The organism is Streptomyces sp. NPDC050560 (genome assembly GCF_044457285.1).
GTDB lineage: Bacteria > Actinomycetota > Actinomycetes > Streptomycetales > Streptomycetaceae > Streptomyces.
Window position 1 is genome coordinate 1 of sequence record NZ_JBITGT010000007.1, and the last position, 15,832, is coordinate 15,832.

At 75.1% G+C, this 15,832-nt stretch carries 8 protein-coding genes; 3 read left to right on the forward strand and 5 right to left on the reverse strand.

Annotation, left to right across the window (positions count from 1 at the left end):
- Positions 1-381: 381 nt before the first annotated feature.
- Positions 382-942, reverse strand: a complete 561-nt coding sequence (locus ACIBIW_RS16945) for a MarR family winged helix-turn-helix transcriptional regulator (RefSeq protein WP_399336754.1) — start codon at positions 940-942, stop codon at positions 382-384.
- Positions 943-1,155: 213 nt separating this feature from the next.
- Between ACIBIW_RS16945 and ACIBIW_RS16950 the strand changes: the two genes are divergently transcribed.
- Entirely contained in the window at positions 1,156-2,475 is a 1,320-nt protein-coding gene (locus ACIBIW_RS16950) for an MFS transporter (RefSeq protein ID WP_399337595.1), read from the forward strand.
- Between the two features lie 84 nt (positions 2,476-2,559).
- On the opposite strand, the gene ACIBIW_RS16955 is transcribed toward ACIBIW_RS16950, so the two are convergent.
- On the reverse strand, positions 2,560-4,221 hold the full coding sequence (locus ACIBIW_RS16955) for a SpoIIE family protein phosphatase (protein ID WP_399336756.1): 1,662 nt from the start codon (positions 4,219-4,221) through the stop codon (positions 2,560-2,562).
- Between the two features lie 199 nt (positions 4,222-4,420).
- Complete coding sequence (locus ACIBIW_RS16960; protein WP_399336758.1) at positions 4,421-5,890, reverse strand: NAD(P)/FAD-dependent oxidoreductase; 1,470 nt, start codon at positions 5,888-5,890, stop codon at positions 4,421-4,423.
- Between the two features lie 364 nt (positions 5,891-6,254).
- On the opposite strand from ACIBIW_RS16960, the gene ACIBIW_RS16965 reads away from it, so the two are divergent.
- Positions 6,255-7,049 carry a TetR/AcrR family transcriptional regulator gene (locus ACIBIW_RS16965; RefSeq protein ID WP_399336760.1) on the forward strand — a complete coding sequence of 265 codons (795 nt, stop codon included), beginning with the start codon at positions 6,255-6,257 and terminating at the stop codon, positions 7,047-7,049.
- A 183-nt stretch (positions 7,050-7,232) separates the two neighbouring features.
- Positions 7,233-9,296, forward strand: coding sequence for a sigma-70 family RNA polymerase sigma factor (locus ACIBIW_RS16970; RefSeq protein ID WP_399336762.1), 2,064 nt, complete (start codon positions 7,233-7,235; stop codon positions 9,294-9,296).
- 194 nt (positions 9,297-9,490) lie between these two features.
- Here the strand turns inward: ACIBIW_RS16970 and ACIBIW_RS16975 are convergent, their stop codons facing one another.
- Together ACIBIW_RS16975 and ACIBIW_RS16980 are read right to left on the reverse strand one after the other, a co-directional pair.
- Positions 9,491-13,039, reverse strand: a complete 3,549-nt coding sequence (locus tag ACIBIW_RS16975; RefSeq protein ID WP_399336764.1) for an AfsR/SARP family transcriptional regulator — start codon at positions 13,037-13,039, stop codon at positions 9,491-9,493.
- Positions 13,040-13,454: 415 nt separating this feature from the next.
- A complete protein-coding gene (locus ACIBIW_RS16980; protein ID WP_399336766.1) occupies positions 13,455-15,554 on the reverse strand; it encodes an asparagine synthase-related protein in 2,100 nt (699 codons plus the stop codon).
- Between the last annotated feature and the right edge of the window lie 278 nt (positions 15,555-15,832).

Genomic DNA, 15,832 nt, shown 5'->3' on the forward strand with positions numbered 1-15,832 from the left:
CACTGTTGAGTTCTCAAGGAACGGACACTTCCTTCGTACTCACCCACACTCAGCAGGCTTTCCTCCGGGCGCTTTCCCTTTCGGTGTCTCCGACTCTACCAGATCCTTTCGGACCCGATTCCCGGCCGGAACGGGATGCCTTTACGGCCCCTCGGCCGCTTCGACGCCCTGGACTCTAGCCCATTCCCCGGGGCCGCTCATAATCGAGTGGTCGAAATCAAATTCGGGCATGCCGAATTTGATCCCATCGGGGAGTCGAACTGAGAGAGTGGGGCGCCGTCGTGCGGCGCGGGGTACTGCCGTAGAACCGTTACGGCGCCACGACAACTCGAAGAACCTTACGGATCGGCCCGGTGCGTGTCAAACCGCTGCCTGCGGCGGTCAGTCGGTGCCCGGGTCCAGGTCGGTGAGGCGTCCGCCGGCGTCCGGCTGGGCGTCCTCGACCCGGCGCAGCAGGGTGGTGAGCACGTTCCCGAGCATCGCGCGCTCGGCCGGGGTGAGGTCCTGGAGGAGGTCCCCCTCGAAGACGGTGGCGAGGCGCATCGCCTCAAGCCACTTCTCGCGCCCCTCCTCCGTCAGCTCGACGATGACCCGTACCCGGTTGCGCTCGTCGCGGTCCCGGGTCACCAGGCCCTCGGTGACCATCCGGTCGATGCGGTGGGTCATGGCGGCGGGCGTGAGGCCGAGCCGCCTGGCCAGCTCCCCAGGGCCGAGCCGGTAGGGGTGGCCGGAGAGGACGAGTGCCTTCAGGACCTCCCACTCGGCGTTGCTGAGGCCGAGGGTGGCGGTCTGGCGGCCGTAGGCGACGTTCATCCGGCGGTTGAGGCGGCCGAGGGCCGAGACGATCTGCTCGACCTGGGGATCGAGATCGCGGAATTCGCGCTGGTAGGCGGCGATCTGCTCGTCGATGCTCGGCTCGCTCGCGCCAGGCGTGTCACCCATGTCGGGAGTATGCCACGGCGGCCGTTGGCGTCGAAGTTCTTCGGGGTGTACAGTTTAGCTTCGAAGTTTAGAGGTAAAGTCTTGAGGGGTAAGTAGTCCAGGTCACAATCGCCTCGTGCGGTGTGGGCGCTCCCCCCGGCGGCCGTGGGGCCGCCGTCGAGCAGTGGAGGCAGGTGAGAAGTGGTCAAGGTGGTCAAGGCCCGGTTCACGGCGATGGGGCGTGTCCAGGCAGGCAGCGCGCTGGCCGCTTTCGGGATGGGGCTCACTGTCCCCTTTCTGTACGTGTACGCGGCGCAGGTGCGCGGGCTCGGCGCGGGCGCCGCGGGGATGGTGCTCGCGGCGTTCGCGGTGGCCGCGCTCGCCGTGCTGCCGCTGACCGGGCGCGCGATAGACCGCCGGGGCCCGCTTCCGGTGCTGCTCGCCGCGGCCGTCGTGTCGGCGTCCGGGGCGATGGCGCTCGGTCTCGCGCGGGGCGAGGCGGCCGTGGTCCTCGCCGCCGCCGTCCTCGGCGCGGGCACGGCGGTGATACAGCCCGCCCTGGCCACGCTCGTGGTCTGGTGCTCGGGCGCGGCGAGCCGCGGCCGGTCCTTCGCGGTGCAGTTCTTCCTCCAGAACGTCGGCCTGGGCGCCGGAGGGCTGGTGGGCGGGCTGCTGGTGGACGGCAGCAGCCCCGGCGGCTTCGTCGCGCTGTTCTCGGTCGAGGCGCTGATGTTCCTGGCCCTCGCCGCGATCGCGGCGGGGGCGCGGGCGGGCATACCCTCCCCGGTCACCGCGGTGGAGCCCGGCTCCGAGTCCGCGGCGCTGCGCGGCGCCGGGGCGGGCGCAGGCTCCGGCGGGTGGCGTGCGCTGCTCGGGCACCGGGCCATGGTGCAGCTCTCCGTGCTGGGCTTCGTGCTGTTCTTCGCCTGCTACGGCCAGTTCGACTCCGGCCTCTCGGCGTACGGGGTGGAGGCGGCCGGGGTGTCGCCGTCGATGCTGGGGGTGGCCCTCGCGGCGAACACCGCGGCGATCGCGGTGGCGCAGTTCGCGGTGCTGCGGTTCGTGGAGCGGCGCAGGCGCTCGCGGGTGATCGCGGCCGTGGGGCTGATCTGGGCGGTGGCCTGGGCGGCCGCGGGTTACGCGGGCCTCGGCCATGCCGGCCAGGCGATGGCGACGACGGCGTTCGTCTCCACCTACGCGCTGTTCGGTCTTGGCGAGTCGCTGCTGTCGCCGACGCTCGCGCCGCTGGTCGCGGACCTCGCACCCGAGGGCGCCGTGGGGCGGTACAACTCCGCGTTCGCTCTGGTGAAGCAGCTCGCGCTGGCGGTGGGCCCGGCCGTCGGGGGCCCGATGGGTGCGGCGCTGCACGGCCCGTACGTGGTGACGTTCCTGCTGTTCTCGCTGGGGGTCACGGCGCTGGCGCTGCGGCTCGGCAGGTGGCTCAGTCCCGCGCAGGACCGGCCGCACCCGGCGGGCGGGCGGATCGCCGCCCGCGGCGGGCGCCGCGCCGGGGAGCCCGCCGGGGTCGCGGAGTCCATACCGGCGGACTGCTGACGGCGGGCCGCGGCGGTGGGATGCCGCGGCTCCCCGCACGGACCGCCGGAGGCCGCGGGCGTGCCCCGGCCGGGGTGCCCGGGGTCAGGGTCTTGCGGCGTCGGGCAGGGCGAACTCGCACCAGACGGCCTTGCCGCCGTCGGGGGTGCGGCGGGCGCCCCAGCTCGCGGCGATGGTGGCGACGACATCGATGCCACGGCCCGCCTCGTCGGCGGGCTCGGCCCTGCGGCGGCGCGGCAGGTGGTCGTCGCCGTCGGTGACCTCGATGATCAGTCGGCGGTCGGTGCGGCGGAGCTTCAGCCGCATCGGCGGGGTGCCGTGCTGGAGGGAGTTGGCGACGAGTTCGCTGGCGGCGAGCACCCCGAGGTCGTGGAGGTCCCGGGAGAAGCGCCAGCTCGTGAGGACGCCGGAGGCGAAGGCGCGGGCGCGCGGGGTGGCCTCGACGCCGCCGAGGAGTTCGAGGGCGGCGTTGCGGAAGAGATCGCCTTCGGTGCCGCCGCGTGCGGGGTGCGTCATGACGAGCACGGCGACGTCGTCGTCGTGGTCGGCGGTCACGCCCGCCGTGCGCAGCAGCCGGTCGCAGATGACCTGGGGACTGCCGGTGGCGCCCGCGAGCGCCTGTTCGAGGGCGGTGACACCGACGTCGATGTCCTGGTCGCGGCGCTCGACGAGGCCGTCGGTGTAGAGGACGGCGGTGCAGCCGGGGCCGAGCGGGATGGACCCTGAGGTGTGCGGCCAGTCGCCGGTGCCGAGCGGGGGTCCCGTGGGGTCGGAGGCGCGGTGCACCACGCCCTCGGGGTCGCGCACCAGGATCGGCAGGTGCCCGGCGGAGGCGTACACCAGGCGGCCCTCGTTGGGGTCGTGGACGGCGTACACACAGGTGGCGATCTGGTTGGCGTCGATCTCCATGGCGAGGCCGTCGAGGAGTTGCAGCACCTCGTGCGGCGGGAGGTCGAGGCGGGCGTAGGCGCGTACGGCGGTGCGCAGTTGCCCCATGACGGCGGCGGCGCGCACGCCGCGGCCCATCACGTCGCCGATGACGAGCGCGGTGCGCCCGCCGCCGAGGGTGATCACGTCGTACCAGTCGCCGCCGACGGCCGCTTCGAGGCCGCCGGGGTGGTAGGTGGCGGCGATGCGGAGGTCGTCTGGCTCCTCCAGCTTCTGCGGCAGCAGCGAGCGCTGGAGGGTGACCACGGTCTCGCGCTGGCTGCGTTCGCCCTCGCGCAGCCGCTCGGCGGCGCTGGCGTGCTCCGTGACGTCGGTGGCGAAGATCAGGACACCGCTGTCGGAGCCGGGCGCGGGGAAGTCGACGGGGGTGCAGGTGAACGTGTAGGAGCGGCCGTCGTGGGCGCGGCGGGACTTGACCCGGCGCGGTCTCGCGCTGCGGCGTACCTGGTCGAGGAGGGGCAGCACGCCGAGTTCGCGCAGCTCGGGCAGGGCGTCGCGGGCGGGGGTGCCGCCGGGGCGCGGGCCGAAGACGGCGGTGAAGGCGCTGTTGACGTGGCCGAGGAGGTGGTCGGGGCCGTGGACGAGGGCGACCAGGGCGGGCATGCGGTCGAGGACGTCGTGGACGAGCAGGCTGTCGACGGAGGGCAGACCGGCGGGTGTGGCGCGGCCGTCCGCGGGGCGTTCCGCGCGGGCGGCGGGCACGGCGCCTTCGCCGCGTCCCGCGGGGGAGGCCCCGTGGTCGGTGCGCGCTGCCGCGCGGCGCTGTGGGAGACGGGAGCTCCAGCGGGTGAAATTCACCGAATTCTTGCCTCGTGTCGTCGTGGTGGGGTCGGTCCGGGTGCGGCCGGGGCCGCGGTGGTGCTCCGAAACGGCGTTGTCGCGGAAGGAACGGACCTGTCGGTGTCGCTGGGCGGCCACCGTTGTCACGGGTCCAGTCTGACCGACCGAACCGGCATGCGTGAGACGTCGATACGCCCGGTGGAGTTCCCCGTATAGCTCAGGACGACCCCTTCGGGGGCCTGGGGTGCTTTCCACCGGCCGCGAGTTCGAATTCGGCCCTGGGGTGTTCCAGCGAGCCGAGGGAGACGATCTCCCTCTTGAAGAGGCCGGAGAGGGTCCACTCGGCCAGTACGCGCGCCTTGCGGTTGAAGGTGGGCACCCGGCTGAGGTGGTAGACGCGGTGCATGAACCACGCGGGGTAGCCCTTGAGTTTGCGCCCGTAGACATGGGCGACGCCCTTGTGGAGGCCGAGGGAGGCCACGGAGCCCGCGTACGCGTGGGCGTACTCCTTGAGGGGGGCTCCCCTGAGGGAGGCGGCCACGTTGTCGCCGAGCACCTTGGCCTGGCGGACGGCGTGTTGCGCGTTGGGGGCACACACCGCAGGCGCGCTCACGCCGTCCCGCGCGGGTGTGGCGGCGCCCGTGTCCGCGGCTCCGCGCTTGTCCGCGGCGGTGAGGTCGGGCACGGCGGCGGCGTCGCCGGCCGCCCAGGCGTGTGCGACGCCGTCGACGGTGAGGCGTGCGGTGGCGGTGAGGCGCCCCTGCCCATTGCGCGGCAGGTCGGTGGCGGCGAGCACGGGGTGGGGCTTGACGCCCGCGGTCCACACCAGGGTGCGGGTCCTGAAGCGGGAGCCGTCGTCGAGGACGGCGACGCGGTTCTCGCAAGATTCGAGGCGGGTGCCGAGGCGTACATCGATGTTGCGGCGGCGCAGTTCGCTGACGGCGTACTTGCCCATGGCCTCGCCGACCTCGGGGAGGATGCGCCCGGTGGCCTCGACGAGAATCCACTTCATGTCCTCGGCCCTGATGTTGTGGTAGTAGCGCGAGGCGTAGCGCGCCATGTCTTCCAGCTCGGCCAGCGCCTCGACGCCCGCGTAACCGCCGCCGACGAAGACGAAGGTCAGGGCGGCCTCGCGGATGGCGGGGTCGCGGGTCGAGGAGGCGATGTCCATCTGCTCGATGACGTGGTTGCGCAGCCCGATGGCCTCCTCGACGGTCTTGAACCCGACGCCGTGCTCGGCGAGCCCCGGCACGGGCAGGGCGCGGGAGACGGAGCCGGGCGCGAGGACGAGTTCGTCGTAGCCGAGTTCGACCGTGCCGGCGCCCTCCTCCTCGCTGGCGAGGGTGGCGAGGGTCGCCGTCCGCTTGGCGTGGGTGATGGCGGTGGCCTCGCCGATGATGACGCGGCACCGGTCGAGGACGCGGCGCAGCGGTACGACGACATGGCGGGGCGAGATGGAGCCTGCGGCGGCCTCGGGGAGGAACGGCTGGTAGGTCATGTAGGGGTCGGGGGTGACCACCACGATCTCGATCTCCCCCCGGGCAAGCTCGGGTTTGAGCTTCCGCTGGAGGCGCAGGGCGGTGTACATGCCGACGTAGCCGCCACCGACGATGAGGACGCGCTTGCCCGTCGTGGGGCCCGGGGCGGTGCCGGGCGAGAGAGTGGCCTTCACCGTCCCATGACGCATCGGAGTCCGTCGTTTGTCCACAGGCTCAGCGATTTGTGTGACCGGATGTCACGGGGAGGCACACGGGGAGCACAGGCCGACCGTCCGGTATGCGCGCAGGTGGTGCCGGGTTTGGGCGGGGTGTCGCGGCGCATGTACCGGAGCGGGCGGCGGGTCTGCTCCGATCGGGCGGCGTCCGCCGGGGCCTTGGCCTCTTCTGAATTGACCCCAGCTCAACTATGTTCGTCTGTCATCGGGGTGTCGGGGGATGCTCATACGTTGGTTCGGCAAGGGCCGTGCCGGTGGCTTGTTTCCCCCGAGCGCACCGGTCGAACACAACGGGGAGAGTCTCCGGGGGGAGACATCGTTAACCGGGGGAACATCTATGCACACTCAGGATTCTCATTGGTCCGTCGCACCCGCCGTGGCTTCGGCGGGCGGGGGCGCCGGTATGAACAACCCCGCGGCGGCGGACGCCACACGTTCCGCACCGCTGAGGGTGGACGCACAGCGCAACCTGGAGCATGTGCTCCGGGCGGCACGCGAGGTGTTCGGGGAGCTGGGCTACGGCGCCCCGATGGAGGACGTCGCCCGTCGCGCACGGGTCGGCGTCGGCACCGTGTACCGCCGCTTCCCGAGCAAGGACGTACTGGTCAGGCGCATAGCCGAGGAAGAGACCGCCCGGCTGGCCGAGCAGGCGCGTGCGGCGCTCGGGCAGGAGGACGAGCCGTGGTCGGCGCTGTCGCGCTTCCTGCGGACGTCCGTGGCGTCAGGTGCGGGCAGGTTGCTGCCGCCGCACATCCTGCGGGTGCCCGTGGACGAGTCCGCGGGCGACGAGGCGCGGGTGCCGCACCAGCGCAACGTCTTCGGGGCCGAGGGCCCCACGGCCAGGGGCACGGGTCCCGGGCTGCGGCTCGTCGAGCGTGAGCCGGCCCCCTCGGGGCGCGACACGGCGCAGGGTCCCGCGGAGCCGGGCGCCGAGGCGCTGCTCTCGGTGGTGGGGCGGCTCGTGGAGCGCGCCAGGGCCGCGGGCGAGCTGCGGGACGACGTGACGGTGTCCGACGTGCTGCTGGTGATAGCGACGGCGGCGCCCGCGCTGCCCGATGCCGCACAGCAGGCGGCGGCGTCGAGCAGGCTGCTCGACATCCTGCTGGAGGGCCTGCGGTCGCGGCCCGCGTGACACCATCCGGCACCCCGGCGGGGATGAGAGGGGCGGACCTTACCCGATCATTTGCGACGGGGTGCCGGTTCATGACAGAAAGACCCTGGAAGGGTGGTTGCCGGGGCCATCGGTTTGTCGCGAGAACCCCTTGTGCCACTCTGTTCCGACGGTGGTACGCAGAGTTGTCGGGGGCTTTCCGTCATGGGTGCTGAGGGTGGGGACGCGTCGCGTCGAAACGAGGGCTCGCCGCCCGGGGGGAACGATTCAGCACCGGGCCACGAAGGCTCGGTACCGACTCCCGCCCCGGCGGCGGAGGCCGACCGGGCGCCGCAGGGCGAACCGGCGGCGCAGGGCCCCGCGGCCCCGCCGGACGCGCCCGTACCCGACGGCCAGGGCGCGGCACCGGACGCCGCCCCTGAGGAAACCGAGGCCGCAGGCGGGCCGCGGCATGCGGCGCCGCGGCGGGAGGGCGAGGACCGGGCGTCGAGCGTGCCGCGCCAGCGCAGGCGGCGGCGCGCACCGGGCGACGAGGCGCCGGTGGACGAGGGGCCCGGGCCGATGGCCGGGGAGCCGCCGTCCGACAGCGAGTTGATCGGGCGGATGCGCGCGGGCGACGACAGCGCCTACGAGGAGCTGTTCCGGCGGCACTCGGGCGCCGTGCGCCGCTACGCCCGCACCTGCTGCCGGGACGCGCACACCGCAGACGACCTCACCGCCGAGGTGTTCGCGAGCACCCTCCAGGCCGTACGCGGCGGCTCGGGGCCCGAGTACGCGGTGCGGGCGTATCTGCTGACGACGGTGCGCAGGGTCGCCGCGAACTGGATCAGGTCGGCGCGGCGCGAGCATCTCGTCGACGACTTCGCGGTGTTCGCGGAGCAGTCCGCGCGCACCCGGGAGGCCGCGGGCGACGACACGCTCGACCTCGGCGCCGAGGCGCGCGCGATGCACGAGGCCGAGCAGTCGATGGCCATGCGCGCGTTCCGCAGCCTGCCGGAGCGCTGGCAGGCGGTGCTGTGGCACACCGAGGTCGAGGACGAGACGCCGAGCGAGGTCGGGCGGCTCTTCGGGCTCGACTCCAACAGCACGCGCGCGCTCGCCTTCCGGGCCCGCGAGGGCCTGAAGCAGGCGTTCATCCAGGCCCATGTGAGCGAGTCGCTCGCGGCCGACGAGTCCTGCGCCCGCTATGCGCACCGCCTCGGCGCCTATGCCAGGGGCGGGCTGCGCAGCAGGGCGGAGCGCGGGCTGCGCAAGCACCTGGAGGAGTGCGCGCGGTGCCGGGTGGCCGCGGGACAGCTCAAGGAGGTCGCGGGCGGGATTCCCGGTGTGGTACCGGTGGCCGTCATCGGCTGGTTCGGCGCCGCCGGGTACGCCAAGGCCGTCGGTCTCATCGCGGGCGGCGCTGCGGGGGCCGCGGGCGGTGGGGCCGCGGCCGCGGCCTCCGGGGGCGGCTCCGGGGCGGCGGGCGCGGGCGCCGCGTCCGAGGGGGTCGGCGCCCCGGTGAAGGTCGGCATCGGGGCCGCCGTCGCGGTGGTCGCGGGGGTGGCGCTCGCGCTGGCGCTCGTCGGCAACGGCTCGGAGCCCGCGCCGAAGCCCGACGCGAAGAAGCCCCCGGTGTCGCAGCCGGTGCCCCCGGCGCCGCCCGCGCCACCCGCGCCCGAGCCACCGGCCGCGCCGCCCGCGCCGAAGCCACCGGAGCGGCCCGCGCCGCCGAAGCCCAAGCCGAAGCCGCCGGTCAAGCAGTCGCCGAAGCCGACACCGAAGCCGAAGCCGAGCAGCCCGCGCCCGAAGCCGCCCGCGCCGAAGCCGCCGCGGCCGACACCGCCGCCACCGAAGGCCCCGGCGGTGTACCAGTGGAGCGAGCTGCGCTACGGGCTGCTCGGCGACGGCACCGAGCCCGAGATGCGGTTCGGCGACTGGGTGTGGCAGCGCTCCGAGCTGTCCATCGCCGGTGCCCACTACTCCCCAGGCGTCACCGTGCGTGGGTCGTCGACGGTCACCATCGACCTGAACCGGCCCTGCTCCGCGTACGACGCCCTGGTCGGCGTGGACGACATGACACCGTCGGTGGGTTCCGTGCGGTTCTCGGTGTACGGGGACGGGGCGCGGCTGTGGCAGTCGCCGGAACTGGCGGGCGGGGACAAGGCGGTACCGGTGCATGTGCCGCTGAGCGGGCGCGAGAGCGTGCGTCTCGTGGTGGAGCCGGTGAAGCCGCTGGGGTCCGTGAACATGGCCGACTGGGCCACCTCGCGCTTCACCTGCGGCTGAGCGCCACGCGTCGACGCGGACCGTACGACGCGGGACGGCACGGCACCGTGGGACACGGCACGACACCGTAGGACAACGCACGGCACGGCGTGGCACGGCACGGCGTGGCACGGCACCGGAGGGCGCCGCTTAGCACCGCAAGGCCGCGCCCGTACCGGCCCGGTGGGGGCGTGCGTACCCGCCGTGGTGTGTCGTCAGGCGTCCGTGGGTGGGGGCCAGGCCGCGTCCGCCTGGGCGATCGGGCCCGGGGGTGCGACACCGATGGCGGTGGCGAGTTCGGCGAGCACCGCGTCCGCGTCGAGGCGGGCGCCCGACTCGCGCTCGGCGGCGAGCCGTTCCTCGCCGAGTGCCGCGCGCGCCGCCTCCTCCACCTGCTCGGCCGTCCGCCGGCGGGCGGCGGGCCTGGACAGGCCGTCGCGCCATACCAGCGCGGCGGCCACGAGGCGGGCCGCCCGCGCCGGGTCGCCGACCTCGCACAACAGGTCGGCGCCCACGTCCACCAGAGAGGCCGCCACATGCTCGGAGCAACCGGCCACGAGGGCGGTGTGCAGCGCGTCGAACAGCACCCTGAGCCCCTTCGCGGGGCCCGACTCCGCGGCGGTGACCTGCGCGTCCACGCCGCCGAGCATGGCGGAGAACTGCGGGGGCGGGGTGCCGCGTCTGGCCTCGCCGCACGCGGCGTCCAGCAGACCGCGCGCCTCGGCGACCGAGCCGTCCTCCAGGGCGACTCCGGCGCGCAGCAGGCTGGTGAACGCGAGGGAGTCCATGACCCCGTACTGCTCGGCGGCCTCGGTCGCCTCGTCGAGTAGCTTGGTCAGGGTGGCGCGGTCGTCGTCCGCGTGGGCGATCTCGGCGAGCCTGGTCAGCAGGAACGGCGTCTCGGCGAAGGCACCGGCCTCGTAGGCGAACCGCAGCGCGTCCTCGTACTCCCCGCGCGCGTCCTCGAACCTGCCCCGCGCCATGGCGACCTCGCCCGCCGCGCTGCACACCTGGGCGCGCATCCAGCGGTCGCCGACGCGGGCGCTGACGTCCCGCAGCTCGTGCAGGTCCTCGTCGACGCCGTGCAGCCCGCGCGGCATGTCGATGTTCATGTGGGTACGGAACATCAGCATCGCGCCGATCTCCCACGGGCCGCCGTACGCGCGGCAGTTGGCGACGCCTGCCTCAAGCGCGGGGCGGGCGGCGATGGGGCCGTCGAGGAAGAACGTGGTGAACGGCCAGATGAGCCCGGGGAAGCGGGCGGCGTGGGGGCCGCCGCTGCGCATGACGTCGCGTACGGCGCGGATCTGGCCGCGTACGCGCTCGTCGGACAGGACGCTCATGGGGCTGCTCTCGGCGAACAGGAACATGTAGAGCAGCCGCAGGTTGATACGGGGCCAGTAGCGGGGGTCGGCCTCGTCGCCCAGCGGGTCGGGGCCCGAGGGCATCGGCGGTACCAGGGACGCCGGGTCCGCCTCGGGGACGCGGTGCTCGCCCGCGCAGGTGCCGTGGGGCTCGCCGGGGCCGGTGTCCTGGTACTGCCCCGCGGGGCCGAGGCGCAGCGTCTGCTCGACCCAGCCGGCGCCTTCCCTGCGGTGGTTGCGCAGCCACCAGAACCATCCGGCGGCGAGCGCGATCGCGGTCGCCAGGTCCTCGTCGCGGCGGGCCAGGGCGCGGTGGAGCGCCGCGCGGATGTTGTCCAGCTCGGTCTCAAGGCGCCGTATCCACGGCAGTTGCTCGTGGGAGCGCAGGAGGGGGTCGGCCTTCTCCACCAGGGCGCGCACATGGGCGCCGTGGCGGCGCTCGGCGGCGTCCAGCAGGTCGGGCCGCTCCGCGGCGCGCTCGGTCGCGTACTCGTGGATGGTCTCCAGGAGGCGGTAGCGCATGCCCGGGGCGTCGGGGTCCGGGTCGGGGGTGGCGACGACGAGGGACTTGTCGACGAGGGCGCCGACGGTGTCGGCGGCGGGTCCCGAGCAGACGGCCTCCGCGGCGGCCAGGTCCCAGCCCCCGGCGAAGACGGACGCCTCGCACAGCACCGTGCGCTCCCGCTCGTCGAGGAGGTCCCAGGACCAGTCGACGACCGCGCGCAGGGTCTGCTGGCGGGGAAGCACGGTGCGGCTGCCGCTGGTCAGCAGCCGGAAGCGGTGGTCGAGGCGGTCGGCGATCTGGCGCGGGGTGAGGAGCCTGAGGCGGGCGGCGGCCAGCTCGATGGCGAGCGGGAGGCCGTCGAGCCTGCGGCAGATCTCGTCGACGGCGTCGGCTTCGCGCGCGGGGTCGAAGCCGGGGTGGACGGCGGCCGCGCGCTCGGTGAAGAGCCGGTGCGCCGGGTGCGGGGGCAGCGGCTCCACGGGGCGCACGGACTCGCCGGGGACGCCCAGTGGCTCACGGCTGGTGGCCAGGATGGTCAGCCGGGGGCAGCGGGTGAGCAGGGTCTCGGCGAGGGACGCGGCCGCGTCGATCACATGTTCGCAGTTGTCAAGGATCAGGAGGAGCGTGCGTCCCGCGCAGTGGTCGACCAGGAGTGCGGTCGGGTCGTCGCCGTGCGGGGCGGTCAGGTCGCCTGGCAGGAGCATCGCCGTCTCGCGCAGACCGAGTGCGGAGACCACGGCGCCGGGAACCGCCTCAGGACGGTCGAGCGGGGCCAGCTCGGCCAGCCATGCCGTGGGGTGCCCGGCGGCCACCTCCTCGGCGAGACGTGTCTTGCCCGAACCGCCGGGGCCCGTGAGGGTGACCAGGCGTGCTCGGTCGATCTCTGAACGTATGGCCGCCAGCTCGGGTTCCCGGCCGACGAAGGAGGTCAGGCGCGGCCTGAGGTTCCCGCGCCGTGCGTGCGGGGGCCTGGGCGGCGCGGGGGGCCGCGCGGGGGCACCGGGACGGGCGGGGGCGCCGCCCGCCGCCCGGCCGACGCGGGGCCCGTCGGCTCCGGGTCCGCCCGCTCCCGCGCTGTCGGCTCCCGGCCCGCCGGCTCCGGCTGCGCCCGCTCCGGCCGCGGGCGCCGCGGGCGCTTCGGCGGGGGCGAGGAGTTCGCCGTGCAGGGCGCGCAGTTCAGGGCCCGGGTCGGCGCCGAGCGCGTCGGCGAGGGTGCGGCGGGCGTTCTCGTACGCGGCGAGTGCGTCCGCGTGCCGCCCCTCGGCGCGCAGCGCGCGGATCAGCAGCGCGTGCAGCGGCTCGTCGTACGGGTGGGCGGTGAGGAGCCCGGTGACCTCGGGGACGAGGCCCACCAGGTCGCCCAGGCGCAGATCGGCGTCCATGCGCGCGCGGAGCGCTTCGAGGCGCTGTGCCTCGGGGCGGGCAGCGGCTGACCTGTCGGGCAGGTCGCTGAGCGCGGGCCCGCGCCAGAGGGCGAGGGCGGCGCGCAGGGTGCGGGCGGCGGTGGCGGCGTCGCCGCGGTCGAGGGCGGCCGTGCCCTCGCGCAGCAGCCGCTCGAAGCGGAACAGGTCGACGTCCTCGCGCTCGGCGACCAGCCGGTAGCCGCCGGGCCCGGAGGCGACGGCGTCCCTGCCGAGGGCGCGGCGCAGCCGCCCGACGAGCGCCTGGAGGGCGGCGGGCGCGTCGTGCGGGGGCGTGTCGTCCGCCCAGATCTCGTCGATCAGCCGGTCGCTGGGGACGGTGGCGCCCGGGCGCAGCGCGAGCAGGGCCAGCAGGGCGCGCAGCCGGGGGCCGCCGACGGGCACGGCGGAGCCGTCCCGCGCACCGCCGGGCGCTTCTTCCGGGTCCGCGCTCGCCGCGCTTGCCTCCGTGGAGCCCAAAATCGAGTACCGCACGCCCCCATTCTCACCGCACCGGCGCATGGGGCCACGGCTTTTCGCCGGGGACGACCTCCGAGGTACGGGCGCTGCCCCCGCGTGCCCGCGCGGCGGGCGCCGGGCGGGCGTCGGACCGCGATACGCGGTGCGACGGCCGTGCGCCCCCCTACGGGGGTTTCACACCCGCGGCCACCGCGCCCCCTCGCGCGTACGGGCCGATGGCCGCGCACGCGCGTACGAGCCGGAGACCGCCCACGCCCATACGCGCGTACGCGCCGGGGACCGCCGACACGGCGCGTACGCGCCCGAGGGCCGCCGACACGCGTACCGGCAGGGGACGTCCACGCGCGCGTACCGGGCAACGGCCGCCCACACACACGCGTACGGGCCGAGGACCACCCACGCGCGCGTACGGGCCGCTGCCTACCCCCCCTCAGAGGCCGTGCGCCGTCCCCAGGGCGTCTCTGCGGGGGACCACGGAGCCGGAGGGGACCGCGCGCTGGCGCGAGGGTGTGCCGGTCCAGCAGGTGCCCCTGCGGGCCAGCAGGCGGCGCAGCCAGAGTTCGACGGAGACGAGTTCCGCGAGGCCCGCGAGGGGCAGCGGCTCGCCCTCCGAGGCGGCGCGCAGGGCCTTGCGTACGACCCGGGCCTCGACGAGTCCCGCCTCGGCGAGCAGCGGGGTGCCGAAGAGGACGACGAGGTCCCCTATGGCATAGCGCAGGCCGGTGCGCGCGGCGGAGACGGTGGGGCCCGGAGAGCCCGCGCCCCAGTCGGGCGGCAGGTCGGTGACGCCCGCGCCCTCCAGCACGGTGCGCAGGATGGCCGCGCGGGCGCCCGGCTGGACGCGTACGGACTCGGGGAGTGCGCGGCAGGCGCGGACGACCTGGTTGTCGAGGAAGGGCGAGTGCAGGCGCTGGAAGCGGATCTCGGCGGCCTGTTCGAGGATGCGGAGGTCGGCGGCGTGCCGGGCGAGCGCGGCGCGGGCGCGGGTGTCGCCCGGGCGTCCCGAGCCGGGGCCCGGGCGGTCGGCGGCGGCCTGGAGACGAACCGATACTTCTGCCAGCGCCTCCCCGGTGAGCCAGCGGGCGGCGGGCCCTGGTCTGCCCCAGGCGAGGGCGGCGAGCGAGGCGCCGACGGGCCCCCTGGCGTCGTCGGCGTCGCCGAAGGTGCGTCGCATCAGGCCCTCGGCGAGGGCTTCGAGCCCCGCGCGGTGCGGGGTGCGGGCGAGCCTGCGGGCGGCGCCGTACACGCGCGCGGGGACCATCACGGAGCCGTCGGCCCTGGCGAGCGCGGCGACGGGCCGCACCAGGTGGCGGCGTTTGCGGTCCATGAGGAGGTCGGCGAGGCGCGCGGGGTGGGCGTCGAGCACCTGGCGGGCGCCGTAGCCGGTGAAGTGGTCGGCGCTGCCCGCGGCGAGTCTGGCGCGGTGCCGCGCGGCGGTGACGAGGGTGGGCGCGGGTTCGTCGGTGAGCGGGCCGTCGAGCAGGGCGTACGGCAGGGCCTCCTCGCCGCCCGTGACGACGACGTGGTGCAGGCGGGGGTTGGCGGCGAGCCGGCCCGCGCGCTGGATCTCGGCCTCACGGCCGCCGGAGACCAGGTCGTTGAAGGTGACCGCGACAAGGCGCTCACCGGCCCCGGTGCCGTGTCCGAGCACGGTGCCCGGCATGCCGGGCAGCCCGGCGGCGAGCAGCGCGAGGGTGCCGGACGCGGGGCCGCCGGAGAGGTCGGCGCCGATGCCGGGCACGGGCATGCCGCGCGCGGCGCGCCGCTCGGCGGGGCCCATCCCCGGCACGGGGCCCGGGTCGATGTCGGCGCCGGGGACGTGGCGCGGTGCGGCCAGCCGGGTGCGTACGGCCTCGACCAGGGCGTCCCTGACGCCGTCCACGGCGCTCGCCGGGTCGACGGGCGGGGCGGCGACCGCGAGGGAGGCCACCGGCTCGTATCCGGCGACCTCGCGGGCGCCCGCGCGCAGGATGAGCGCGTGGCCCGGCGGGATGCGCCGCACGCCCTCGTACGGGGTGGAGTCCTGAAGGGCCTCGGGGACCTCGGGGGCGGCGAGGAGCGCGGCGATGTGGCCGATGTCGAGGTTGGCCTCGACCAGGTCGGCGAGCGGGAGGGCGGCGGTGGCGTACGCGGTGCCGCCCGCCCAGGGCGTGTGGAAGACGGGGCGCGCCCCCGCAATGTCACCCGCGACCGTGAGGCGCCTGCCGACCTGGACGACCGCGGTGTAGCCGCCGGGCCAGGCGGTGAGGTGCCGCAGTGCGCCGCCGCGCGCCGAGAACAGCGCGACGCGCAACTGTTCGTCGGTGGCGCCGCAGGTGCCGAGGACGGCGATACGGGTCTGGTGGTCGGCGGTGACGACGCGTACCTCGTCGGGCCGCCAGTCGCCGACGGCCCACAGCGGGTCGGGGTCGCCCCACAGGAGCTGGGCGCCGACCGGGTGGACGCCCTCGCCCGAGGCGCTCGTCGCCCCCGCCGACAGCGGATCGAGGGTGCCCGCGGCGGTACTGCTCCACCCCACCAACCACCGCATCTCGCCTCCACGGTCCCTGAGTCGGCCTCGGGCTGCCCCCGGCCGGCTCGGCCCACCCGGCGTCACGCTGCGTCGGCACCCCTCACAACCGAACCAACACAGAGCCAACATCGAGCAATACCGAGCAACACTGAGCAACTTTGGCCAACATGAACGAGGAAACCGGCGTCACGCCTAGTGCACCGGACGAACTCGGCTCCATGCTGCCACGAAGGAGGCGCACGGGACGCTCTCCGGTTTGCCTTGCGTGCCACCGGACGCGCCCCCGGGGGTGCCCG

Bases quoted from the DNA above. Each gene is read 5' to 3' on its own strand.
- ACIBIW_RS16950 (WP_399337595.1), top strand. From the start codon at position 1,156: ATGGGGCGTGTCCAGGCAGGCAGCGCGCTGGCCGCTTTCGGGATGGGG.
- ACIBIW_RS16945 (WP_399336754.1), bottom strand. From the start codon at position 942: ATGGGTGACACGCCTGGCGCGAGCGAGCCGAGCATCGACGAGCAGATC.
- ACIBIW_RS16960 (WP_399336758.1), bottom strand. From the start codon at position 5,890: ATGCGTCATGGGACGGTGAAGGCCACTCTCTCGCCCGGCACCGCCCCG.
- ACIBIW_RS16965 (WP_399336760.1), top strand. From the start codon at position 6,255: ATGCACACTCAGGATTCTCATTGGTCCGTCGCACCCGCCGTGGCTTCG.
- ACIBIW_RS16970 (WP_399336762.1), top strand. From the start codon at position 7,233: ATGGGTGCTGAGGGTGGGGACGCGTCGCGTCGAAACGAGGGCTCGCCG.
- ACIBIW_RS16980 (WP_399336766.1), bottom strand. From the start codon at position 15,554: ATGCGGTGGTTGGTGGGGTGGAGCAGTACCGCCGCGGGCACCCTCGAT.